Annotated in this window: 23 protein-coding genes; 17 read left to right on the top strand and 6 right to left on the bottom strand. The window is 59.6% G+C overall.

The window, feature by feature from the left end:
- Positions 1–44 precede the first annotated feature (44 nt).
- The 3 genes from ileS to ACR0DX_RS09595 all read left to right on the top strand — a co-directional run bounded on the left by ileS (position 45) and on the right by ACR0DX_RS09595 (position 4069).
- Positions 45–2948: an isoleucine--tRNA ligase gene (ileS, locus tag ACR0DX_RS09605; RefSeq protein ID WP_170354899.1), complete on the top strand. Its 2904-nt coding sequence runs from the start codon at positions 45–47 to the stop codon at positions 2946–2948.
- Between the two features lie 121 nt (positions 2949–3069).
- Complete coding sequence (locus tag ACR0DX_RS09600; protein WP_170354900.1) at positions 3070–3525, top strand: methylated-DNA--[protein]-cysteine S-methyltransferase; 456 nt, start codon at positions 3070–3072, stop codon at positions 3523–3525.
- A 76-nt stretch (positions 3526–3601) separates the two neighbouring features.
- The gene (locus ACR0DX_RS09595; protein ID WP_170354901.1) at positions 3602–4069 is read left to right on the top strand and encodes a hypothetical protein; all 468 of its coding nucleotides are present in this window, start codon (positions 3602–3604) and stop codon (positions 4067–4069) included.
- Here ACR0DX_RS09595 and ACR0DX_RS09590 read toward each other — a convergent pair.
- From ACR0DX_RS09590 to fsa, 4 genes are all read right to left on the bottom strand, one after another.
- Entirely contained in the window at positions 4066–4761 is a 696-nt protein-coding gene (locus ACR0DX_RS09590; protein WP_170354902.1) for a CDP-alcohol phosphatidyltransferase family protein, read from the bottom strand. The two genes, ACR0DX_RS09595 and ACR0DX_RS09590, sit on opposite strands and share 4 nt — an antisense overlap.
- A 69-nt stretch (positions 4762–4830) precedes the next feature.
- Positions 4831–5751: a tyrosine recombinase XerC gene (locus tag ACR0DX_RS09585; protein ID WP_170354903.1), complete on the bottom strand. Its 921-nt coding sequence runs from the start codon at positions 5749–5751 to the stop codon at positions 4831–4833.
- Positions 5748–6455, bottom strand: a complete 708-nt coding sequence (locus ACR0DX_RS09580; RefSeq protein WP_170354904.1) for a DUF484 family protein — start codon at positions 6453–6455, stop codon at positions 5748–5750. The genes ACR0DX_RS09585 and ACR0DX_RS09580 overlap by 4 nt, the downstream gene beginning before the upstream one ends.
- A gap of 200 nt (positions 6456–6655) precedes the next feature.
- Positions 6656–7309 (bottom strand): fructose-6-phosphate aldolase, encoded by a 654-nt coding sequence (fsa, locus tag ACR0DX_RS09575; protein WP_170354905.1) that lies wholly within the window; start codon positions 7307–7309, stop codon positions 6656–6658.
- A 59-nt stretch (positions 7310–7368) separates the two neighbouring features.
- Between fsa and ACR0DX_RS09570 the strand changes: the two genes are divergently transcribed.
- The 4 genes from ACR0DX_RS09570 (at position 7369) to ACR0DX_RS09555 (ending at position 12286) form a co-directional block, all read left to right on the top strand.
- Positions 7369–9594: a primosomal protein N' gene (locus ACR0DX_RS09570; RefSeq protein WP_480845941.1), complete on the top strand. Its 2226-nt coding sequence runs from the start codon at positions 7369–7371 to the stop codon at positions 9592–9594.
- Between the two features lie 73 nt (positions 9595–9667).
- Complete coding sequence (locus ACR0DX_RS09565) at positions 9668–10900, top strand: MFS transporter (protein ID WP_170354906.1); 1233 nt, start codon at positions 9668–9670, stop codon at positions 10898–10900.
- A gap of 64 nt (positions 10901–10964) precedes the next feature.
- Positions 10965–11837 carry a 50S ribosomal protein L11 methyltransferase gene (locus tag ACR0DX_RS09560; protein ID WP_170354907.1) on the top strand — a complete coding sequence of 291 codons (873 nt, stop codon included), beginning with the start codon at positions 10965–10967 and terminating at the stop codon, positions 11835–11837.
- Positions 11838–11941: 104 nt separating this feature from the next.
- The gene (locus ACR0DX_RS09555; protein ID WP_170355063.1) at positions 11942–12286 is read left to right on the top strand and encodes a hypothetical protein; all 345 of its coding nucleotides are present in this window, start codon (positions 11942–11944) and stop codon (positions 12284–12286) included.
- 106 nt (positions 12287–12392) lie between these two features.
- Here the strand turns inward: ACR0DX_RS09555 and ACR0DX_RS09550 are convergent, their stop codons facing one another.
- On the bottom strand, positions 12393–12605 hold the full coding sequence (locus ACR0DX_RS09550; RefSeq protein WP_170354908.1) for a DUF1127 domain-containing protein: 213 nt from the start codon (positions 12603–12605) through the stop codon (positions 12393–12395).
- 333 nt (positions 12606–12938) lie between these two features.
- Between ACR0DX_RS09550 and ruvC the strand changes: the two genes are divergently transcribed.
- The 4 genes from ruvC to ACR0DX_RS09530 are packed head-to-tail and all read left to right on the top strand — an operon-like array spanning position 12939 to position 15819.
- The gene (gene ruvC, locus ACR0DX_RS09545; protein WP_170354909.1) at positions 12939–13436 is read left to right on the top strand and encodes a crossover junction endodeoxyribonuclease RuvC; all 498 of its coding nucleotides are present in this window, start codon (positions 12939–12941) and stop codon (positions 13434–13436) included.
- The gene (gene ruvA, locus ACR0DX_RS09540) at positions 13433–14110 is read left to right on the top strand and encodes a Holliday junction branch migration protein RuvA (RefSeq protein ID WP_170354910.1); all 678 of its coding nucleotides are present in this window, start codon (positions 13433–13435) and stop codon (positions 14108–14110) included. The genes ruvC and ruvA overlap by 4 nt, the downstream gene beginning before the upstream one ends.
- Positions 14111–14114: 4 nt before the next feature.
- Positions 14115–15134 (top strand): Holliday junction branch migration DNA helicase RuvB, encoded by a 1020-nt coding sequence (gene ruvB, locus ACR0DX_RS09535; protein ID WP_170354911.1) that lies wholly within the window; start codon positions 14115–14117, stop codon positions 15132–15134.
- Between the two features lie 31 nt (positions 15135–15165).
- The gene (locus tag ACR0DX_RS09530; protein ID WP_480845937.1) at positions 15166–15819 is read left to right on the top strand and encodes a hypothetical protein; all 654 of its coding nucleotides are present in this window, start codon (positions 15166–15168) and stop codon (positions 15817–15819) included.
- Between the two features lie 8 nt (positions 15820–15827).
- On the opposite strand, the gene ACR0DX_RS09525 is transcribed toward ACR0DX_RS09530, so the two are convergent.
- Positions 15828–17522 carry a SulP family inorganic anion transporter gene (locus ACR0DX_RS09525; RefSeq protein ID WP_480845935.1) on the bottom strand — a complete coding sequence of 565 codons (1695 nt, stop codon included), beginning with the start codon at positions 17520–17522 and terminating at the stop codon, positions 15828–15830.
- Positions 17523–17713: 191 nt separating this feature from the next.
- On the opposite strand from ACR0DX_RS09525, the gene ybgC reads away from it, so the two are divergent.
- From ybgC to pal, 6 genes are all read left to right on the top strand, one after another.
- A complete protein-coding gene (gene ybgC / locus ACR0DX_RS09520) occupies positions 17714–18121 on the top strand; it encodes a tol-pal system-associated acyl-CoA thioesterase (protein WP_170354912.1) in 408 nt (135 codons plus the stop codon).
- Positions 18122–18232: 111 nt separating this feature from the next.
- Positions 18233–18928 carry a protein TolQ gene (gene tolQ, locus ACR0DX_RS09515; protein WP_170354913.1) on the top strand — a complete coding sequence of 232 codons (696 nt, stop codon included), beginning with the start codon at positions 18233–18235 and terminating at the stop codon, positions 18926–18928.
- Between the two features lies 1 nt (position 18929).
- The gene (tolR, locus tag ACR0DX_RS09510; RefSeq protein WP_170354914.1) at positions 18930–19406 is read left to right on the top strand and encodes a protein TolR; all 477 of its coding nucleotides are present in this window, start codon (positions 18930–18932) and stop codon (positions 19404–19406) included.
- A 9-nt stretch (positions 19407–19415) separates the two neighbouring features.
- The gene (locus tag ACR0DX_RS09505) at positions 19416–20522 is read left to right on the top strand and encodes an energy transducer TonB (protein WP_170354915.1); all 1107 of its coding nucleotides are present in this window, start codon (positions 19416–19418) and stop codon (positions 20520–20522) included.
- Complete coding sequence (tolB, locus tag ACR0DX_RS09500) at positions 20519–21838, top strand: Tol-Pal system beta propeller repeat protein TolB (protein ID WP_170354916.1); 1320 nt, start codon at positions 20519–20521, stop codon at positions 21836–21838. The genes ACR0DX_RS09505 and tolB overlap by 4 nt, the downstream gene beginning before the upstream one ends.
- Before the next feature lie 87 nt (positions 21839–21925).
- Positions 21926–22438: a peptidoglycan-associated lipoprotein Pal gene (gene pal / locus ACR0DX_RS09495; protein WP_170354917.1), complete on the top strand. Its 513-nt coding sequence runs from the start codon at positions 21926–21928 to the stop codon at positions 22436–22438.
- The last annotated feature ends 1 nt before the right edge of the window (position 22439 follow it).

The raw sequence follows: 22439 nt of genomic DNA, 5'->3' as shown, positions 1-22439 counted from the left end.
ACCGCTTCGATCCACACGACCAGATCATCCAAAGGACGCCCCCAATGTGCGCCGAAACACCTGATTACAAAGACACGCTGAACCTGCCCAAAACCGATTTTCCCATGCGCGCTGGCCTGCCCAAGCGCGAACCCGCATGGCTGGAGCGTTGGGAAACCATCGGCGTCTATGACCGCCTGCGCGAGAAGGAAGGCCGCACGCCCTTTACTTTGCACGATGGCCCTCCCTACGCGAACGGCCACCTGCATATCGGACACGCGCTGAACAAGACCATCAAGGACATGATCGTGCGGAGCCATCAGATGATGGGCCACGACGCGCGTTATGTTCCCGGCTGGGACTGCCACGGCTTGCCCATCGAGTGGAAGATCGAGGAGCAGTACCGCAAGAAGGGCAAGAACAAGGACGAGGTGAACATCGTCGACTTCCGTCAGGAATGCCGCAAATTCGCCGAGGGCTGGATCGACATCCAGCGCGAAGAGTTCAAGCGCCTTGGTATCACCGGCAACTGGCCCGATCCCTACATCACCATGGACTACCACGCCGAGGCGGTGATCGCGGATGAGTTCATGAAGTTCCTGATGAACGGGACTTTGTATCAGGGTTCCAAGCCCGTGATGTGGTCGCCCATCGAGAAAACCGCGCTGGCCGAGGCCGAGGTCGAGTATCACGACAAGGAAAGCTTCACAATCTGGGTCAAGTTCAAGGTTGTGAATGCGGGCGATCTGGATGATGCGTTTGTGGTGATCTGGACGACGACTCCATGGACCATGCCGTCGAACAAGGCGGTCGTCTTTGGCAAGGACATCTCGTATGGCCTCTACGAAGTCACCGGCGCGCCCGAGGAATGCTGGGCCAATGTGGGTGACAAGTTCCTGCTGGCCGATAATCTGGCTGCTGATGTGCTAGGCCGTGCCCGTTTGAACGACGACCAGTGGACCCGTGTCCGCGACGTGACCACGGATGAGCTGGCAGGTGTGCAACTGACCCACCCGCTGGCCGGGGCCGAGGGCGGCAATGGCGAATGGGACGACATCCGCGACTTCCGCGCCGCTGAGTTTGTGACCGATACTGAAGGTACGGGGTTCGTCCACTGCGCGCCGTCCCACGGGATGGAGGAATTCGAACTCTACCGTGATCTCGGGATGCTGGAACAGGTCATCACCTATAACGTGATGGACGATGGCTCTTTCCGTGCGGACCTGCCGTTCTTTGGCGGCAAGTACATTCTGTCCCGCAAAGGCGGTGAGGGTGACGCCAACAAGGCCGTGATCGACAAGCTGGCCGAGGTCGGTGGGCTGCTGGCGCGCGGCAAGATCAAGCACAGCTATCCGCATTCGTGGCGCTCGAAGGCTCCGATCATCTATCGCAACACGCCGCAGTGGTTTGCATCCGTGGACCGCAAGCTGGACGATGGCATGGGAGAGATGGGCGACACCATCCGCGAACGCGCCCTGCGCTCGATTGATGAGCTCGTGAAATGGACCCCGCAGACGGGTCGTAATCGCCTGTATTCGATGATCGAAGCCCGTCCGGACTGGGTGCTGTCTCGTCAGCGCGCCTGGGGTGTTCCTCTGACCTGTTTCACCAAGAAGGGCGCCTTGCCCACCGACGCGGACTACCTGCTGCGCAACGCCAATCTGAACGCGCGGATCAAGGCTGCGTTCGAAGAAAACGGCGCGGATATCTGGTACACCGACGGGTTCAAGGAGCAGATCCTGGACGGTATCGCCAACCCGGATGAATATGATCAGGTGTTCGACGTGCTGGATGTGTGGTTCGATAGTGGCTCGACCCACGCCTTTGTTCTGCGCGACCGCGAGGACGGGACCGAGGATGGTATCGCCGACGTTTATATGGAAGGTACCGACCAGCATCGCGGGTGGTTCCATTCGTCCATGCTGCAGGCTTGTGGCACCAAGGGCCGTGCGCCGTATCGCAACGTCGTGACTCATGGCTTTACGCTGGATGCCAAGGGCAACAAGATGTCCAAATCGCTGGGCAATACCATCGTGCCGGAAGAGGTCATCAAGCAATACGGTGCCGATATCCTGCGTCTTTGGGTGGCCCAGACCGACTATACCGCCGACCAGCGGATCGGGCCTGAGATCCTGAAAGGCACTGCCGACAGTTATCGCCGTTTGCGCAACACGATGCGGTTCATGCTGGGATCGCTGGCGGATTTCACCGAAGCCGACCGGGTCGAACCGCAAGACATGCCGCGCCTGGAGCGCTGGGTGCTGAGCCGTCTGGCCGATCTGGATGAACAGGTCCGTAAGGGCTATGCCGCCTTCGATTTCCAGGGCGTGTTCAGCGCCGTGTTCACCTTTGCCACGGTCGATTTGTCCTCGTTCTATTTCGACGTGCGCAAGGATGCGCTCTATTGCGATGGCGACAACCTGCGCCGCCGCGCCGCGCGAACTGTGCTGGACATCCTGTTCCACCGCCTGACCACATGGCTGGCCCCGGTTCTGGTCTTCACCATGGAAGAGGTCTGGCTGGAGCGGTTCCCGGGCGATGACAGTTCGGTCCATCTTGTGGATTTCCCGGACACACCCGCCGATTGGCGACATGCCGAGCTTGAGGCCGCCATGGCCAAGGTGCGCCGCGTGCGCCGTGCCGTCACCGCAGCGTTGGAAATCCAGCGTCAGGACAAAGTGATCGGGTCCAGCCTTGAGGCTGCTCCGATTGTGTATGTCGAGGATCAGGAAACCCGCGATCTGCTGGCCACGTTTGATGTAGACGACATGTGCATCACCTCAGGCCTGACAGTCAGTGGTGATCCTGCTCCGGCAGAGGCTTTCCGTGTGCCCGAGATCGAGGGCGTTGCGGTGGTGTTTGAAAAGGCTGAAGGCGAGAAATGTCAGCGGTGCTGGAAGATCTTGCCGGATGTGGGTCTTCATGCCCATGCGGGTGTTTGCGGTCGCTGTGACGAGGCTTTGGCTTAGCGTCCGGCGTTGGAGTTTTGCGAGGCTCTGCCTCGCGCTCCGAAGTATTTTTGAACAGAAGAAGGGCGGATCGCCCTGAATGGGGTTGCGGGTGTGGCGAAACATCTGCAACCCTTTTTCTATGCCGATGATTGCCGTTGATACTCAGTTTGGCCGCCTTGGGGTTGAGGAAACCGATGGGGCGCTGACGCGTCTGGTTTGGGACGGGGTGGATGACGGGCCGGTCACGCCTTTGTTGCGTGAGGCTGCGGCGCAATTGCGGGCCTATGACCGAGGCCAGTTGGACCGGTTTGATCTGCCATACCACATCGCCGGATCGAAGTTTCAGCGGCAGGTTTGCGACCTGATGTTTGCCATTCCGCTGGGCGAAACGCGGACCTATGGCGAGATCGCCAAAGAGCTGGGTCAGCCGCCGCAACCCGTAGGACAAGCCTGCGGAGCCAATCCAATTCCCGTTATCATCCCGTGCCATCGGGTGTTGGCGGCAAACGGGCTGGGCGGGTTCTCGGGCGAGGGCGGTGTGGAGACCAAGGTCGCCTTACTGCGACACGAAAGGGCGGCGGGTTTGCTGATCTGAGGAGCGGATTTCTGTTGCAATCCCGTTGCTTGAAGCTCAATTTATCTCATATTGAGAACTCAAGGGATCAAAGATCATGACAGCTCATACAGACCCTGCCGCTCGTAAGAAGGCCATTATTGACCGCTTGATGTCGTTGGAAGAACAGGAACTGGCAACCGCTCAGGCCCACTACGATGCGTTCATGAAAGAGTCGCAGCTGGATGATCGCGAAGGACATGACAAGGACGACATTGCGGCCTCTCGGGAAAGTGCCGATCTGGCGGCGGCGTTTGATGCGCCGGTTCAGGCGCATCACGCCAAGATCGACGTGATCGAAAACACCGATTTCAGTGTGACTGATACGGTCAAGCCCGGAGCCGTGGTCAAGTTCAACAATCGGCGCTTTGTCGTCTGTGTATCGACCACGCGGTTCGAGGTTGAGGGCAAGACCTATATGGGCATCTCAACCCAAAGCCCGATTTATCTGACGATGACGGGGCTGCAAGAAGGCGACGTTTTCACCCATAATGGCACCGAGTTCGAGGTGCAGGAGGTTCTTTAACTCTTGCGCTGGGGGATCACCTGCTGGGCGATCCCTGCAAACACCAGGTAGAGGCTGGTGATCACGAGCCCCCAGTGTGCCCAGCTTTCGGGGTGGAAATCGACCCAGGCGGCCCAACCTGCGAAGAAGGTCCAGGCAAGCGCCATCGGCAGGGTCAAATTGCGCCAGCGCTCGGTGCGGACGGGGTGGACGAATTTCAGCGGTAGGAACATCGCCAGCGACAGCAGCGAGACCAGCAGCAGGATCACCCAGAAATTCGGCTCGAGCGCGAAGATCACGATGACGAACATATTCCAGCAGCCGGGAAAGCCGGAGAACGAGTTATCCTTGGTCTTCATCCGCGTATCCGCGAAATACATGGCGCTGGCAAAGGTGATGACGATGATGGCGAACCAGCCAGTCCAACCGTCCATCAGTCCGGATTTAAACAGGGCGAAGGCCGGGATGAAAACATATGTCAGGTAATCGATGATTAGATCCAGCAGAACACCATCGAATTCAGGCGCATTGTGCTTGACGTGGTAATGCCGCGCCAAAGGGCCGTCGATTCCATCCACGATGAAAGACACAACCAGCCACAGATACATCAGGCTCCACTTTTCCTCGACGGCGGCCAGCATGGCGAGCATGGCAAAAACTGCACCGGTTGCAGTGAAAAGATGAACGGATAGAGCTTTGAATCTGAGTGTCATTCGCGTGTCATGTACGAAGCGTGCCCAAGATGCAAAGCAAAAAGCCGGGACATGCGAAAATGCATTGCGTCACGCCTTGGGATGGGTGCGGTCGTACACCTCCATCAGGCGGGTTGTGTCGACGGCGGTATAGGCCTGTGTGGTTGAAAGTGAGGCATGACCCAGCAATTCTTGTATCGCGCGCAGGTCCCCTCCAGCGGACAAAAGGTGGGTTGCAAAGCTGTGCCGCATGGCGTGTGGGGTCGCTGTAGCAGGAAGCCCAAGTTGCTGACGGGCTTTTGCCATAACCGCCTGAATGGCGCGAGGGTTCAGCGCACCACCCCGCACACCGCGAAACAGAGGTTTGTCTTTGGCCAGCGGATGCGGACACAGGGTCGTGTAACGATCGACGGCCGCCTGTGCGGCAGGCAAGACCGGCACGATCCGTTCTTTGTTGCCTTTGCCGACGATTCGCAGCGATTGGGGTAGAGGAGCGTCGGCACCAGTCAGGGAAAGGGCTTCGGAAATCCGTAGGCCGCAGCCATAAAGCAAGGTGACTACGGCCGCATCGCGGGCCGAAATCCAATCGCTGGTCGATTGCAGCTCGACTGTTTCTATCAAGGCGCGGGCGGCGTCTTCGGCCACGGGGCGGGGTAGCTTTTGGGTGAATTTGGGGGCACGCGTTGACAAAACGGCTGTCGGCTCGAACCCTTCCCGTTCCGCCAGCCAGCGATAAAAGGTTTTAACTGCAGATAGCTTGCGCGCCAAGGACCTTGCGCCGACGCCGGAACTGCGCTGATCGGCCATCCAGGCGCGCATGTCGGATACTGTAATTCGCGCCAAAGCGGCCAGCCCCTGGCGTTCGCTGTGGTGCAGAGTCATGAACGACAAGAATTCGGCCACGTCGCTGCGATAGGCGGCCTGCGTATTTTCCGAGCGCCCGGACAGGGCCACAAGTCCCTCAAGCCAATGCTGCAACGCGTCGCGGCAGGCCGGAGAGATCAGGCTCATGACAGCCAGTTGCGCATTGAACGTTCGAACACGCCGGCGAAAAAGGTCAGCAGATCTGTTCCCAGTTGCGGAGTGAAATGGTTGGGGTCCTTCGCGCTCATTATAATCATGCCCGGCAGGCGACCCTCGCCAAGATCCAGTCTCATGCACGCCTCAGACCGCAGGTGGTCGGCTTGCTCGCCGAATATGCGGTGGGTGGGATGAATGACTTCACGTAACACGACCTCACGTGCGGGGCCGCTGCGGTCGAATGTCAGGTAGTTGTCGACAAAACCGGGTTCGACAACGGCCAATGCACCGCCCAGTTTCTCGATAGCCGGGTCTTGCTGCAGGGCAGTGGTTTCCAGCACCAGAGTGATGCGATCAACGCGCAATATCTCGGCCACATCCGTACCGAGCGTGCGCAGGAAGTCTTCGAACCCTGTGGGCTCCAGCAGGCGCAAGATTGCGCGGTGGACCTGATTGGTGCCTGCAAGGTTTTCGTAAGCGGCGGCGATCACCGAACGGTGCGTGTCTTCAAGCCGATCCAGTCGTGCTTCGAGACGTTGCATGGCGATGCCACGCAGGTCGATGATGTTGTCTCCGCGCGCCCGTTCGTTGGCGGCGACAAGCGCCTGCATCAGGTCCTTGTCGTCGAGAACTGCGTCAGGCTCGGCCAGAATCGCCTCGCGGAGAGTGTCCTTGAGTTTGGTATTGCTGCTCATGTCCCGTCCGGTTTTTTTTATGTTTTGCCGCCTTATAGCACGGCTGGACCGATTTGCCTTGGGAAAAGTGAGCTTGCGGAAGGATTTCCCGTCTTTTGCGCAACGGGGGCCTCTCCCGCCTGCAAGACCCTGATCTGCGATCAGGGCTGGCAGTTGAGCCGGGCGCGGTGCCTTGCAGCACCGCGCGGCAGCTTCAGGGGTCAGAGGATTTTCTGACCGGTCTTGGCCCAGTCGGCCAGGAAGGTTTCAAGCCCCTTGTCGGTCAGCGGGTGATCGGCCAGTTTCTTGATTACGGCAGGCGGAGCGGTGATCACGTCGGCGCCGATGCGGGCGCTGTCTGTTACGTGGTTCACGGTGCGGATGGACGCGGCCAGAATTTCGGTCTCGAACCCGTAATTGTCATAGATCTGGCGGATATCGGCGATCAGGTCCATGCCGTCGAGGTTGATGTCGTCCAAACGTCCGATGAAGGGCGAGATGAAGGTCGCACCTGCCTTGGCGGCGAGCAGCGCCTGATTGGCCGAAAAGCAGAGCGTCACGTTGACCATCTGGCCTTCGTCAGAAAGGGTTTTACAGGTTTTCAGCCCTGCCCATGTCAGCGGAACTTTCACGGCGATGTTCGGCGCGATCTGGGCCAGCTTGCGGCCTTCGGCGATCATGTCGTCGGCTTCGGTGGCGACGACTTCGGCGGATACGGGGCCGTCGACCAGATCACAGATCTCTTTGGTGACTTCCAGAATGTCACGACCTGATTTCAGGATCAGCGAGGGGTTGGTGGTCACACCGTCCACCATGCCCAGATCGTTCAGTTCGGCGATGGCGTCGATCTCGGCTGTGTCTACGAAGAATTTCATGAGGGCAGTCCTTTGATGGGTTGGCCTTGGTCGCGGATGGCTTTACCCCAATAACACCGATGCTGAAACCCCCGACCCGAGGAGATGCGGTGAGCGCGCAGGAGTATTTCGACCAGGGTGAGCTGGTGGCTGTGCTGACCACACAGCCCTTGGACCGGACGCTGGACTATAAAGCGCCCGAGGGCGGGTGTTTTCTGGGCGCGTTTGTCGAGGTGCCGCTGGGCCCGCGCAAGGTACTGGGTGTGGTTTGGGGGCCGGGGCAGGGCGGTTTTGATCTGGCCAAGGCGCGATCCGTGATCCGTGTGCTTGAGGTCGCGCCGATGCGCGAAGAGATGCGTCTGTTTCTGGGCAAGGTGGCCGATTATACGCTGACACCGATGCCTGCGATGCTGCGGCTGGCAACCCGCGCGCCGGGGTTGGGCGATCCGCCGTCGATGCGAAAAATCTATCGTTTGGGTGATGCCGAACCCGACCGTATGACCGACGCGCGGACCCGAGTGCTTGAGGTGCTGCGCGAATACGGAGGGTTGGCGTTCACGTTGAAGGAACTAGCCGAGCAGGCGGGGGTGACGTCCTCGGTCGTCAAGGGGTTGGTCAAGCAAGGCGCGGTGCGCGAGGAAGACAGCCCACGTGATTTGCCCTATCCCCGGCTGGATCCGGACTTGCCGGGCAAGACGCTGACCGGGGATCAGGCCGACGCTGTCGCGCGATTGCAGGCCGGGCAACGGTCCGGCGACTATGGCACGACACTGCTGAAGGGTGTCACCGGCTCGGGCAAGACCGAGGTTTACCTAGAGGCCGTCGCCGAAGCCCTGCGCATGGGGCGGCAGGCGCTGGTTCTGTTGCCCGAGATCGCCCTGACTGCCGAATTCCTGACGCGGGTCGAGGCGCGGTTCGGCGCGCGGCCTGCCGAATGGCACTCGGGTGCCACCATGACCGAGCGCCGCCGGGTCTGGCGCATGGTCGGGCAGGGGGAAGCGCAACTGGTCGTCGGCGCGCGCTCGGCGCTGTTTCTTCCGTTCCGCGATCTGGGGTTGGTGGTGGTCGATGAAGAACACGACACCTCTTATAAACAGGAAGACGGCGTGCATTACAGCGCGCGGGATATGGCGGTCCTGCGGTCCTCGATCTGCGGGGGACGCGTGATTCTGGCCAGCGCGACGCCGTCGCTGGAAAGCTGGGCCAATGCCGAGGCCGGAAAATATGAGAGGTTGGACCTGACCTCGCGCTTTGGGGCGGCAGTGCTGCCCGAGATGAAGCCCATCGACATGCGGGCCGAGCAGATGCAGCCGGGGACATGGATTTCGCCGTCGTTGCGGCAGGCGGTGCGGCAGCGGATCGAACGCGGGGAACAGTCGCTGCTGTTCATCAACCGCCGTGGCTATGCGCCAGTGACGCTGTGCCGGGCGTGCGGCGAACAAATTGCCTGTGATCATTGCGATGCGCGGATGGTGGAACACCGGTTCCTTAAACGCCTGATGTGCCACCAATGCGGTGAGACCAAGCCGATGCCCGACACCTGCCCGTCCTGCGGGGTCGAAGGCAAGCTTGCTCCGGTTGGTCCGGGGATCGAACGGCTGGCCGAAGAGGCGGAGGCGACCTTCCCCGAGGCCAAGATCGCGATGCTCAGTTCTGATCTGTTCGGTTCGGCCCGCGCGCTGAAGGCCAAGATCGAAGAGATTGCCGAGGGCGACGCGGATATTGTCATCGGCACGCAGCTGGTAGCCAAGGGGCACAACTTTCCAAAGCTGACTTTGGTGGGAGTGATTGATGCCGACCTGTCGCTGCACGGGGCCGACCTGCGGGCAGCGGAGCGCACATTCCAGCTTATGCGGCAGGTTGCAGGCCGGGCGGGACGGGCGGATAAGCCGGGGCAGGCGCTGTTGCAGACGTTTCAGCCTGAACACCCGGTGATCCGCGCCATCCTGTCGGGCGATGAGGAAGGGTTCTGGAAGGCCGAGGCCGCCGGGCGTCAGGCCGCAGGCGTCCCGCCCTATGGGCGCATGGCCGGGATCGTGCTGTCCGGGCCCGAGGTCGGTCCGGTTTTCGACATCGGCAACGCGATGGCACGCAACGATGCGCCGCTACGTGCCATAGATGCCCAAGTCTTCGGACCTGCGCCCGCGCCAATAGCTCGAATACGCGGGCGGCACCGTGTACGCCTGCTGGTCAAAGCCCCCAAAGGCGCGCCGATTCAGGATGCTATCGCCCGCTGGATTGCGCCCCTGCGTCTGAAGGGCGATATCCGCCTGACCGTCGATATCGACCCGCAGAGTTTTTACTGACCTCTGCACCGGTGCAGACCGCCTGTGCGTCTGCCCCCTCGCCAAACCGAAAAAATGAGCGTAGAGCGGTGTCATGCTGAAACCCATGCCGCTCTCTGATGCGCAGAGCCTTCCGTTCTGGCGCCGTCCCATAACGCTCTTGTTCATGATGGCGTTGATGATGCCCATTGCGTTCAACGCGTGGAGCGCGCTGCTGAACAATTTCGTCATCGAAGTGGCGAATTTCGACGGAGCGGATATTGGTCTGCTGCACACCGTTCGCGAAATTCCGGGCTTTCTGGCCGTTGGTGTGATTGCGGTGATCATCTTTATCCGCGAGCAAGTGTTGGCGATGATCTCGCTGATGATGCTGGGCGTTGCGACTGCGATCACGGCGTGGTTCCCCAGCCTTGGCGGGCTGCTGTTTGTGACCTTGTTCAGCTCGATCGGGTTTCACTATTACGAGACGGTAAACCAGTCGCTGCAGCTGCAATGGTTGCCCAAGGATCGCGCACCGCAGGTGTTGGGCTGGCTGGTGGCCATGGGTTCAGCGGCGACAGCAGTGGTTTACGGGTTGATCGTGCTGACATGGGACCGGTTCGATCTGTCCTATAACCTCGTCTTCATGGCAGCGGGCGGCGTGACGGCCTCGTTGGCGCTGTTCTGCCTGCTGGCTTACCCGCAATTCGATGCGCCAACGCCGCAGACCAAGAAACTGATCCTGCGCAAACGCTATTGGCTGTATTACGCGCTGCAATTCATGGCCGGTGCCCGGCGGCAGATCTTTGTCGTCTTCGCAGGCTTCATGATGGTCGAGAAATTTGGGTTCGAGGTGCATGAGCTGACCAGCCTGTATCTGATCAATCTGGTGATCAACATGGCCGCCGCTCCGATGCTGGGCAAAGCCGTGTCCGTGTTCGGCGAGCGCCGCACGCTGATCTTTGAATATGCCGGTCTGGCCATCGTGTTCGCGGCCTATGGCGGCATCTATTGGTTTGGCTGGGGCGTGGTGCTGGCCGCGATCCTTTACGTGATCGACCACGTGCTGTTCGCGCTGGCATTGGCGCTGAAAACCTATTTCCAGAAAATCGCCGACCCTGCCGATATCGCACCAACCGCAGCCGTGGCGTTCACGATCAACCACATTGCCGCTGTATTCTTGCCTGCGTTGCTGGGTTTGCTGTGGGTGGTCTCGCCCGGCGCGGTGTTTACGCTGGCGGCAGCGATGGCGATGATCTCGCTGGCCTTGTCGTTGCTGATCCCGCGCCATCCCGAGCCGGGCAATGAAACCATCCTGTCAAAATACGCCCCGGCTCCTGCCGAATAAGCCAGCGCTTGACCTTGCCTGCCCGGCGGCCTAGGCGCAGGGGAAACCCAAACAGGAGGCCCCCATGCCCACATTCACTGCGCTGACCACTCTGATGGGCAAGAAAGCCGCCGAAGGCTTGGGCGAAGCAATGGAGCGTCTGGAGCCGGAACCCACCGGCGTTGGTGTGTTCGAGGTCGAGGATGGCTCGGGCCTGTGGGAAGTTGGTGGCTATTTCACCGAAACCCCGGATGAAACCGCGCTGGCCGTTCTGGCCGCCGCATTCGAGGCCAAGCCCTTTGTCGTCTCGGAACTGCCCGAAACCGATTGGGTCGCTCATGTGCGACGCGAACTCGCCCCGGTCGAGGCCGGGCGGTTCTTTGTCTATGGCAGCCACGACGCGGACAAACTGCCCGAAGGCCGCATTCCCCTGCTGATCGAGGCCGCGATGGCTTTTGGCACCGGACACCACGGTACGACGCTGGGGTGCCTCAAGGCGCTGGATCATCTGCTGAATGAGGGGTTCCAGGCGACGAAGGCGGCCGATATCGGCTGCGGCACCGCTGTTCTGGCCATGGCCGCGGCGCGGGTCTGGCGGGGTGATATCATCGCCAGCGATATCGATCAGGTGGCCGTCGATGTGGCCGAGGCGAACCTGAAAGCCAATGGCATGGCCGGACAGGTGCAGTGTGTCGAGGCGGCGGGGTTCGACCATCCCGACCTGAAAGCGCATGCGCCCTACGATCTGATTTTTGCCAACATCCTGAAAGGCCCTCTAGTCGCGTTGGCACCCGAGATCGGGGCGAATCTGAACGCTGGCGGGTATGCGATTCTATCTGGAATCCTGAACGAACAGGCCGATGATGTGGTCTCGGTTTATTCTCAAAACGAGTTCAATCTTACCCAAAGATCCCAGATTGGCGAGTGGACGACGCTAATCTTAAGCAAACAGGGCTAAATTCGGGCCATTTACAGGAGTTTTGTGGATTCCTGCCACTTTTTTGGCGCAATCTCTTTTTACCGTTCAAGCATGGATATCGGGGGCGGTTTGTGGAGGCTGCCATGACTGGAAAACAACTGGAATTTGATCAGCGCATTCATCGCCTGAACAAAAAGCACGCAAAACTCAGCCGAGGCTATCGCGCGACGATGCGCAAAGATGGTCTTGTCGTTATGAGGCCGCAGCGTGTTCAGTCGGCTGTGCCGTTCAAAGTTCTTGTGATGGCTTTTTTGGGCTTTATCGCATTCAAAACTTTCTTGCTTACGAGCTTAGGTTCTGGCGGGTATCAGTATCGCGTGGACAGCCTTGCCGAAGGCACTCAGGTCGAAAAAGCTGGTGCGTGGATCATGCAGATTGATCCGCTTTCTTCGTTTCTCTCAACTCAGGTCGCCAAATATTTGCCCTGAGTTTCGTCTGCTCTGACGAAAAACGCCGCGCATAGATGAATGCGCGGCGTTCTTCTTTGCCCCCGAGGGAGAAAGGGGCTTGTGAGTGGTGGGGGTGTGCTAATCCCTACCGGCGGCCTTCTGCCACGACGTCGATGTCGCCCCGGCACAGACCGATATCTTCCAGTTCGCGATCTGTCAGACCGCTCAGCGCATTACGGGTCATGCGGGCGTCATTCCATTCGATAACGGCGCTTACGGCCGATGCAAAAATTCCGCCGATACGGCCAGCAGGGCCGAGTGAGCCAGTGGTGGCGCGGGTGGTATCCAGTGCAGCCATATCCTGTTTCCTTCTGGTTAGAGTTCCATGAGTGTCATTCGATTTGACGGGCATTTAGGGATGTCGTTCTGACACTGCAAGTGATGAAAACGCATGTGTCCTATGCGTTTTTTGCAAGTCTCGGAATTTGTGAAAACCCCTTAATATTATGGCCATTTTACGGTCATAAAACATGTCGAAAACAGGCTTTCTGCTGTCGTAAATTGACTGATTTGTCGGTGGCGAAACAGGTCTGTCGTTTTTAGCCCGCCCGTCAATTCGCTTGGAAAATGTTCACGCTTCGTGCTAACCCGTAAGAAAGATCACAAAAACCCGAGCAGGCTGGGGCACAACATGCGGATTTTGGGCATTGATCCGGGGCTACGAACCCTGGGATGGGGCGTCATCGAATCGCATGGCAGCCGCCTGAGCCATGTGGCCAACGGGCTGTGCAAATCGGATGGGGATGATTTGGGTGAGCGTCTGTTGTCTCTGCACAACCAGATTGTCGAGGTGATCGCCGAACACGCACCCGATCAAGCCGCGATCGAGCAGACTTTCGTGAACAAGGATGGCGCTGGAACGCTGAAACTGGGTCAGGCGCGCGGGGTTGCGCTGCTTACTTTGGCGCAGGCGGGGTTGCCAGTAGGGGAATACGCGCCTAACCGGGTCAAGAAAACGGTGGTAGGTGTCGGGCACGCCGAGAAAGAGCAGGTCTTGCACATGGTAAAGCTGCAGCTGCCCGGTTGTCAGCCCAAAGGTGCGGATGCGGCAGATGCGCTGGCGATTGCGATCTGTCATTCCTACTACGGCACGGCGCCGCAGGCGCGGATGAAAGAGGTACGCGCATGATCGGAAAACTCACAGGACGACTGGATTACCGCGCGGCGGATCACGTCCTGATCGACGTGCGCGGGGTTGGGTACATCGTCTATTGCTCGGACCGGACCATGGCGGCGCTGCCGGGTGTGGGTGAGGCGGTCTCGATCTATACCGACATGGTCGTGCGCGAAGACCTGATGCAGTTGTATGGTTTCTTGTCTCTGGTCGAAAAGGAATGGCATCGGCTGCTGTGTTCCGTTCAGGGCGTGGGGGCCAAAGTGTCTTTGGCGATCTTGTCGGCGCTTGGCCCAGATGGCGTCAGCCGCGCGATTGCCTTGGGCGATTGGGGCGCGGTCAAGGCGGCCAAGGGTGTGGGGCCGAAGACGGCGCAGCGCATCGTTCTGGACCTGAAAGACAAAGCGCCGGGTGTGATGGCCATGGGCGGCACCGTGACCGAGGCGATGGATGGCCCTGTGCTGGAAACGGTCGAATTGGTTGAGCCCGCGCCTGCGCCGAAACGCGCTGCGAAACCGGCCTCGGGCAATGCGGCGGCCTCGGCTGGTGCTTTGTCGGCGCTGTCCAACCTGGGGTACGGCCCGTCCGAGGCGGCCTCGGCCGTGGCTGAAGCGGCCGCCAGCCTGCCGGATGCGGGCGAGGCCGAGTTGATCCGGGCTGCGTTGAAATTGCTGGCTCCGAAAGGCTGAATGAATGACTGACGCCGATCCCACTCTGCGCCCTGACCCTTTGCCCGAGGATAACGATCGCGCCCTGCGCCCTCAGGGTCTGGACGAGTTCATCGGTCAGGCCGAGGCGCGCGCGAACCTGCGCATTTTCATCCAATCGGCTCGTCAGCGGGGCGAGGCGATGGATCATACACTGTTCCATGGTCCTCCGGGCCTTGGCAAGACAACGCTGGCGCAGATCATGGCGCGCGAGCTGGGGGTGAACTTCCGCATGACCTCTGGCCCGGTGCTGGCCAAAGCGGGCGATCTGGCGGCGATCCTGACCAATCTGGAATCGCGCGACGTTCTATTTATCGACGAAATCCACCGCCTGAACCCCGCCGTCGAAGAGGTTCTGTACCCGGCGATGGAGGATTTTGAGCTGGATCTGGTGATCGGCGAAGGCCCCGCCGCGCGCACCGTTCGGATTGAGTTGCAGCCCTTTACTCTGGTCGGAGCGACCACGCGAATGGGTCTGCTGACCACGCCCTTGCGCGACCGTTTCGGCATTCCGACAAGGCTGCAATTCTACACCGTCGATGAACTGCACGAGATCGTCACCCGTAATGCTCGCAAGCTGGGCGCCCCAGCGGATGACGCAGGCGCGCGTGAAATCGCGCGCCGGTCGCGTGGCACGCCGCGCATCGCGGGGCGGCTGCTGCGTCGGGTGGTGGACTTCGCCATCGTCGAAGGCGACGGGCGGATCACGCAGGAACTGGCCGATGGCGCGCTGACCCGTTTGGGCGTGGACAATCTGGGCCTGGACGGTGCGGACCGGCGCTATCTCAAGCTGATTGCCGAAAATTACGCTGGGGGACCGGTGGGGATCGAAACGCTCTCGGCGGCGCTGTCAGAAAGTCGGGATTCGCTGGAAGAGGTGATCGAGCCATACCTGTTGCAGCAGGGTCTGATCCAACGAACGCCCCGTGGGCGGATGCTGGCGCAAAAGGCGTGGACGCATCTGGGTATGGCCGCGCCCAAGGGGCAAAGCGATCTGTTTGGTTGAAGCCTGAGACCAGAACTTTTATGGGTGCGCCATGGCAGCCACCCAGTGTCGAGGATTGCGTGTGACCCCTGAAGACATACAAACCCTGTTCACCCGCGAAAGCGGAGAGTTCCTGTTCGCCCGCTGGGGGCGCCCAATCGTCCCGATCGTTTTTGGGGTGCAGGACGATACGCTCGCCACCGTCAAAGGCGCGTTTGAGGCGGTTGTAACCTTGGCCGGGCACAAGATGGCCGAAACCGACCCCGAGTTGGGCGCAAACTGCATGGTCTTCTTTTTCCGCGACTGGAAGGAGTTGCTGGAGGTTCCCGATCTGGACCGCCTCATCCCTGACCTTGCGCCTTTGGTGGATCGACTGGTCGCGGCAGATGCCAATCAATACCGCGTTTTCCGGTTCGAAGAGGATGGTGCAATTCGGGCGGCGTTTGTCTTTCTGCGCATGGACAATGAGCTGTCGAAAGTTCCGGCTGAAACCCTGGCGCTTAGCCAGGTGGCACAGACAATACTGCTTTGGTCTGACACCGCTTTTCGGGCGCAATCACCGTTGGCTGTGGCAGGTGAATCAACAGTGTTGCGCCCCGATGTCGCCGCGTTGATCCGGGCCGCTTACGACCCCGTGTTGCCAGGGGCAACGCAGGATTCCGCACATGCTTTACGATTGTTCGCGCGTCTGCAAGCAAGCCACTAGGTCGAACTTCAGGGGATTTTGCTGTGGAACGCTGACAGCAATGCGGTCTCGTCGGTGAAAAAGGCTTCCTCTCCGACCAGATCGGTGACGCCGTACCTGTCCAGTTCCGCGCGCACCTTTGGTGAGACAAGCAAGAAAACTAACCGAATGCCCTGTGCGTCCAGCATCCGGTACATGTCGCGCAACGTGAAACCGGCGGAGTAGTCCACGTCATCTACGGCCGATGCTTCAAGGCAGAACCAGCGTATATCGTTTTGTGGGTCCGACGTGATCGCCCGGATCTCATCTGCAAGCCGCTGCGTGTTTGCATAATACAGGCTGTGGGAAAAACGATAGATCACCAGTCCGGGGTCAAATTGGTTGGGTGGCGCGATGGATTTGGCACGCCAGCCTTCGCCAGTTTTATTGCGCACGATCACGGTGTTTCTGGGGTGATAGCCGCGTCGCGTATGGTCGATCAGGGATAGGGCCATCGCCAGAATGATCCCTTGTTCGACTCCAACCAGCACAACAACTGCGGCGGTTGCCACTGCGATCCAGAATTCGGACCGCGCCTGGCGATAGATCGCTATCAGACCCTTTACGTCGATCAGTTTAAGCCCGATCAGAAACACGATGGCAGACAGGGCGGCGTTAGGCAGATACGCCAGTGGACCGGTCAGGAACAGAATGACAATAAGCACGATCAGCACGGTGGTCAGCTGCGCAATCTGACTGCGCCCACCCGCGCTTGCGACCATTTCGGTTTTTGTGGGGCTACCGTTAACCACAAAAGTCCCGCTGAACGCAGCGCCAATATTGGCCAGACTCAACCCGATCAAATCAGTGTTTTCGTTGAAGCGCTCTTCATACCGGGCAGCGTATGCGCGCGAGGTTGCTGCACTTTGTGCCAGGATGACAACAAAGATCGAAATGGCCGTCGGCAGCAATTGTTTGAACAGGTTCCAGCTCCAGTCGACGTTTGGAATGGACAAGGAGGGCAAACCGCTGGGGACAGGGCCAAGCACTGCAATTCCTGATGCGCTGAGTTGGAACGCCCAACTGCACAGGATGACGCCGATAATGGCGATCAAAGGCCCCGGAATTTTGTTCGACAAGCGTTTGCAGCCGAAGACGATGACTAAAACGGCAGCGGACACCAGTAGCGTACCGGAACTGATCTGATCAATCTGTTGCACGGTATCTGCCAGCTTTGCGATTGTGCCTTGTCCGGAAGTCTCGATCCCCAATAAGCCGGGGAGTTCACCGCACGCGACCTGGATACCGACGCCGGTAAGGAATCCAACAAGCACCGTTCTGGACAAGAAATCCGCAAGAAAACCTAAGCCGATAACTCGGGCAACTATCAGCAATACCCCGGCCATCAACGCCAGGAGTGAGGCAAGGGCCAGATATTCGTTGGATCCCGAAACCGCCATGCCCGCCAGCGCCGAAGCCGTAATTGCCGCCGTCGCTGAATCTGCGCCCACGACCAAATGCCGCGAAGATCCGAAGATTGCGAACAGCGCCATCGGTATAAGGATAGTGTACAGGCCAGTCACGACCGGAGTGCCTGCGATTTTGGTGTATCCCATCACCTCAGGGATCGCGAGGCAGGCAAAAGTCAGCCCTGCCAGAACCTCGGCCGGCAGTCTGGGCAGGTTCAGCGGCAGAATGCCCTGAAAAATCGGTAGCGCCCTGTTTTCTCGGCCTTTACCTGCCACGTTGCCCCCTATGCAATGTCGGTTTCTTGAGTGAGAGTGTATCGGGAGGAGCGTTGGAATACGAGCATCTGTACCTGATCACGAAAATTAACAGGTCTTGGGGATTGCAGGTGGCACGGCGGACATGCATCTGTTTGGAGTGGGGGATGCCCCGTTTGTTCAGAAGTCCTTATGTGGCCGGAATTCAGATCATGAACCAAGATTCAGACGCGTTGAAAAAGCACATTTTCCCGATCCGGGTTTATTATGAAGACACCGATATGGGCGGCGTGGTCTACCACGCGAACTATCTGAAATACATCGAACGTGCCCGGTCAGACTATGTACGCAATATTGGTAACGACCAGAACGCGATGCGGGATGCTGGCATCGTCTGGGTCGTGCGAAAAATCGAAGCTGAATACCTGGCCACAGCCAAATTCGATGATGAACTGCAGATCGAAACCTGGATCACAGCACTTTCGGGTGCCAGATTAACGATGGCACAGCGCGTGACGCGAGGGGAAACCGAGGTATTCACTGCCTCGGTCACGGCAGTTTGCATGAATGGGCAGGGTAAACCGGTGCGTCTTCCGGCAGAGATTCGCGCATTGATGTAACAATTTTGACCGCCCGGGTGGTTCTGTTGGCTTTTCATACCCAACTGCGTTAGCGTTCATCAAAACAAGGCCAAAGAAACGGCCGTCAGGCAAAAACTAAAGAGCAGGTTCATGGAAGCTGAAACGCTGGCGCTGGCGCAGGAGATCGACTTCTCCATGTGGGGGCTGTATGCCCGCGCGACCTTTATCGTAAAATTGGTGATGCTGATGCTGATCGGTGCGTCGGTTTGGTCTTGGGGGATTATCATTCAGAAAATCATCAACTATCGGGCCGCCCGGCGCGAGGCGCAGGTGTTTGATGAGGCGTTCTGGTCCGGAAACCCCCTGGATGAGTTGTTCGAACAGATCGGCACACAGCCTGACGGCAGTTCGGAAAAGATTTTCGCCTCGGGTATGATCGAGTGGCGTCGCTCGCACCGTACAGATGGTGGGTTGATTGCCGGCGCAACGGCCCGGATCGACCGGTCGATGGATGTTGCCATCGCGAAAGAGGCTGAGACTCTGCAAAAGGGTCTGCCTGTCTTGGCAACGGTAGGTTCGACCGCACCTTTTATCGGCCTGTTCGGAACTGTTTGGGGCATCATGAACGCCTTTATCGAGATTGCCGAACAACAAAACACCAATCTGGCGGTTGTGGCCCCCGGTATCGCCGAGGCTTTGCTGGCGACCGGTCTGGGCCTGTTAGCCGCGATCCCGGCGGTGATTTTCTACAACAAACTTAGCGCGGATAGTGATCGGATCGTGGGCGGTTACGAGGCTTTTGCCGACGAGTTCGCCACCATCCTGTCGCGACAGTTGGACAGCTAAGATGGGTGCGGCGGTTCAGCAAAGCTCGGGCGGGAATGGGCGCAGACGCGGACGGCGTCGCGGTCGTGCGCAGCCCATGGCCGAGATTAACGTGACCCCGTTTGTGGACGTAATGCTGGTGCTGCTGATCATCTTCATGGTGGCCGCACCTTTGTTGACGGTTGGGGTGCCGGTGGATCTGCCCAAGACGGCGGCAAGCGCATTGCCCGGTGACAACGAGGAACCCTTGACCGTGACGCTGACCGCTGATGGGCAAGTGCAGATCCAAACCACTGACATTCAGCGTGACGAACTCATCGGAAGACTGCGCGCCATCGCGTCCGAGCGCAGCAGTGACCGCGTGTTCTTGCGGGCGGATGGCTCGATCCCTTATGCGCAGGTGATGCAGGTAATGGGTGCGTTGAATGCGGGCGGGTTTTCCAATGTCGGGCTTGTGACTGACACCGGCGGTCCGACGCTTGACGAAGGTGGAGAGTGAGGCGGCACGGTGGATACCGGCACCAAGATCTCGGCTATTGCCCATGTCAGTCTGATCGGATGGGCCTTGTTCGGCGGCACGTTCCGGTCCGAACCCTTGCCTATGGCCGTACAGGATGTCTCTGTGATTTCGGCTGAGCAATTTGCGGCAATGACCGCCCAACGGGACGCGCCCGAAGTGGCCACCCCAGCCGCTTTGCAGCAACCCGAAGCTCCGGTCGAAGATGCAACGCCCCCCGCACAGGTCGAAGAAGAGCAGCCGGTGCCAGAGGTATCGGAACCGGCTGAGCCGGAGCCTGATACGGTTCCCGAAGCGGTTGAGCCCCCTCCTGAACCAGTTGTGATAGAACAACCCCCGACGCTTGAGCCTCCCGAGCCGGACGTAGTTGCCTTGCCAGTACCGCCGGGGCCCGAAGCACAGCCGCGCCCTGCGGACAGGGTTGCGCCCGAGCCCGTCGCGCCGCCTCCGCCCGAGGCCGCACCGGATGATATCGAAACACCCGCTGTGTCTTTGGACGAAGGCGCCGAGGTTCAGCAGGAACAGCAGGATCAAACCGCCCCCGAAGAGGCGACAGATGAGATCGTGACCGAGGCCGAGGAATCCAAGGAATACGCGCCCCGCAGCTCTCCGCGTCCGCAGGTTCGGCCAAACCGACCGACCCCTCCGGCGCAGCCCGAGGTGGCGGAAGCGCCTGAAGCCGAGCCCGAGACGCCTGCACCTCAGCCTGCGGATGAAAGCGCCATCGAGGATGCGTTGGCTGAAGCGTTGGGGCAGGGCAACGAACCCTCGGGCCCGCCACTGACCAGCGGTGAGAAAGATGCGATGCGTTTGGCAGTGTCCAAGTGTTGGAATGTAGGGTCGCTATCGACCGACGCGTTGCAGACTGTGGTCGTCGTCGGGTTTTCACTTACGCCGGATGGCAATGTGGTGGGCGGCAGCTTGCGCCTGATCGAGAGTTCCGGCGGATCTTCCGGCGCTTCAAGACAGGCCTACGAAGCCGCCCGGCGTGCTATCTTGCGCTGTGGAGCCAGAGGATATGACCTGCCTGCTGACAAGTATGAGCATTGGCAGGATATTGAGATTACATTCAATCCCGAGAGGATGCGGATCAAATGATAAGATTTCTGACCAGCCTGTTGCTTGGCCTGACGCTTTTGACAGCGCCGGTTTATGCCCAGAACGGACCGCTGCGCTTGGAACTGGATCAGGGGATCATCGAACCCTTGCCCTTCGCGGTGCCCAGTTTCGTGCCCGACGGTCCCGCTGCGGCTCAGTACGCGCAAGATATCACACGGGTTGTCGCAGCGGATCTCACCGGCACCGGGCTGTTCCGCGAAATCTCGTCTGATGCGTTTATCAGCCGGGTCAGTAGCTTTGAAGCTCCGCTGCAATTTGCCGACTGGAAAGCGATCAATGCCGAGGCGCTCGTGACTGGGGCGGTTAATGTTTCGGGCAACCGGTTGACGGTTCGATTCCGGGTATGGGATGTGTTTTCCGGGCAGGAGCTTGGCAACGGTTTGCAGTTCGCAGGCACTACGGATGGCTGGCGGCGCATGGCGCATAAGGTGGCCGATCAGGTCTATAGTCGCGTGACGGGTGAGGGCGGTTACTTCGACAGCCGAGTGGCCTTTGTGTCGGAAAGCGGTCCCAAGGATCAGCGCCTGAAACGTCTGGCGATCATGGACTACGATGGTGCAAACGTGCAGTACCTGACTGACAGTGCCGCCATCGTGCTGGCCCCGCGCTTTTCGCCGACGGGGGATCGGTTACTCTATACCAGCTATGAGACGGGCCAGCCCCGCATCTATGTGCTGGATGTCGACCGCGTGCGACGCAGCGAGTTGAACACGCCCGGCGGCACCATGAGCTTTTCGCCCCGCTTTTCGCCGGATGGGCGCTCGATCGTCTATTCGCTGATACAGGGCGGCAATACGGATCTGTGGAAAATGGATCTGGCCTCGGGGCAGAGCACTCGTCTGACCAACACACCTGCGATCGAAACCGCGCCCAGCTATTCGCCGGATGGATCGCAGATTGTATTCGAAAGCGACCGGTCGGGCACGCCGCAACTGTATATCATGCCCGCGAATGGGGGAGAGGCGACGCGGATCAGCTTTGGTGCAGGCCGCTATGGCACGCCGGTCTGGTCTCCGCGCGGCGATCTGATCGCGTTTACCAAGCAGAACAAAGGCCGGTTCCATATCGGCGTGATGCGCACCGATGGCAGTGAGGAACGCCTATTGACCTCGTCCTTTCTGGACGAAGGGCCGACATGGTCGCCCAATGGTCGGGTGATCATGTTCACCCGCGAAACCCAAGGGGCGAGCGGACGGGCGACTTTGTATTCGGTGGATATCTCGGGCCGGAACCTGCGCCCGGTGCGCACGCCGGATGGTGGCAGCGATCCGTCCTGGGGGCCTTTGCAGAATTGATCGCGGGGGCGGTCGGAAAAGTTCACAAGAAACCCGCGCTGTGATACACAGGCGGCAATAAACAGATAAAACAACGAGGCACTTGAAATGAACGTATTGGGCAAAGTGGTAGCAGTGGGCGCGCTTGGCATTCTGGCTGCCTGTACCAGCAACGATCCATCCGATTTGGGCGGGGGCTTTGGCAATGGCGCGAATGGTGGTGGATTGGCGGCTGGGTCACCAAGTGATCCGCGCTCGCCTGCCTATTTCCAGCAGACCGTCGGCGATCGTGTGTTGTTTGCGGTCGATCAATCAACGCTGACACCGCAGGCGCAGACTGTTTTGCAAGGGCAGGCGGATTGGTTGCTGGCAAACCCGGATTTCGTGGCGAACATCGAAGGTCACGCGGATGAACAAGGCACCCGTGAATATAACCTCGCATTGGGCGCACGCCGGGCGAATGCGGCACGGGAATATCTGATCTCGCGCGGGGTGGCAGGCAATCGCTTGACTACGGTCAGCTTTGGCAAGGAACGCCCGATCGAGATTTGCAGCACCGAGGATTGCTATTCCAAGAACCGCCGCGCGGTTACTGTGCTGACCGGCTCAACACTGGGGTAAG

The organism is Ruegeria sp. D3 (assembly GCF_056534465.1).
Note: the sequence above shows the minus strand (reverse complement) of the source record. Positions and strands in the feature narration are given on the sequence as shown.

Bases quoted from the DNA above. Each gene is read 5' to 3' on its own strand.
- ybgC (WP_170354912.1), top strand. From the start codon at position 17,714: ATGAACCAAGATTCAGACGCGTTGAAAAAGCACATTTTCCCGATCCGG.
- ACR0DX_RS09530 (WP_480845937.1), top strand. From the start codon at position 15,166: ATGGCAGCCACCCAGTGTCGAGGATTGCGTGTGACCCCTGAAGACATA.
- ACR0DX_RS09585 (WP_170354903.1), bottom strand. From the start codon at position 5,751: ATGAGCCTGATCTCTCCGGCCTGCCGCGACGCGTTGCAGCATTGGCTT.
- ruvA (WP_170354910.1), top strand. From the start codon at position 13,433: ATGATCGGAAAACTCACAGGACGACTGGATTACCGCGCGGCGGATCAC.
- ACR0DX_RS09580 (WP_170354904.1), bottom strand. From the start codon at position 6,455: ATGAGCAGCAATACCAAACTCAAGGACACTCTCCGCGAGGCGATTCTG.
- ACR0DX_RS09595 (WP_170354901.1), top strand. From the start codon at position 3,602: ATGACAGCTCATACAGACCCTGCCGCTCGTAAGAAGGCCATTATTGAC.
- fsa (WP_170354905.1), bottom strand. From the start codon at position 7,309: ATGAAATTCTTCGTAGACACAGCCGAGATCGACGCCATCGCCGAACTG.
- pal (WP_170354917.1), top strand. From the start codon at position 21,926: ATGAACGTATTGGGCAAAGTGGTAGCAGTGGGCGCGCTTGGCATTCTG.
- ileS (WP_170354899.1), top strand. From the start codon at position 45: ATGTGCGCCGAAACACCTGATTACAAAGACACGCTGAACCTGCCCAAA.
- ACR0DX_RS09590 (WP_170354902.1), bottom strand. From the start codon at position 4,761: ATGACACTCAGATTCAAAGCTCTATCCGTTCATCTTTTCACTGCAACC.
- ACR0DX_RS09565 (WP_170354906.1), top strand. From the start codon at position 9,668: ATGCTGAAACCCATGCCGCTCTCTGATGCGCAGAGCCTTCCGTTCTGG.
- ACR0DX_RS09600 (WP_170354900.1), top strand. From the start codon at position 3,070: ATGCCGATGATTGCCGTTGATACTCAGTTTGGCCGCCTTGGGGTTGAG.
- tolB (WP_170354916.1), top strand. From the start codon at position 20,519: ATGATAAGATTTCTGACCAGCCTGTTGCTTGGCCTGACGCTTTTGACA.
- ruvB (WP_170354911.1), top strand. From the start codon at position 14,115: ATGACTGACGCCGATCCCACTCTGCGCCCTGACCCTTTGCCCGAGGAT.
- ACR0DX_RS09560 (WP_170354907.1), top strand. From the start codon at position 10,965: ATGCCCACATTCACTGCGCTGACCACTCTGATGGGCAAGAAAGCCGCC.
- tolQ (WP_170354913.1), top strand. From the start codon at position 18,233: ATGGAAGCTGAAACGCTGGCGCTGGCGCAGGAGATCGACTTCTCCATG.
- ruvC (WP_170354909.1), top strand. From the start codon at position 12,939: ATGCGGATTTTGGGCATTGATCCGGGGCTACGAACCCTGGGATGGGGC.
- tolR (WP_170354914.1), top strand. From the start codon at position 18,930: ATGGGTGCGGCGGTTCAGCAAAGCTCGGGCGGGAATGGGCGCAGACGC.
- ACR0DX_RS09570 (WP_480845941.1), top strand. From the start codon at position 7,369: ATGCTGAAACCCCCGACCCGAGGAGATGCGGTGAGCGCGCAGGAGTAT.
- ACR0DX_RS09550 (WP_170354908.1), bottom strand. From the start codon at position 12,605: ATGGCTGCACTGGATACCACCCGCGCCACCACTGGCTCACTCGGCCCT.
- ACR0DX_RS09555 (WP_170355063.1), top strand. From the start codon at position 11,942: ATGACTGGAAAACAACTGGAATTTGATCAGCGCATTCATCGCCTGAAC.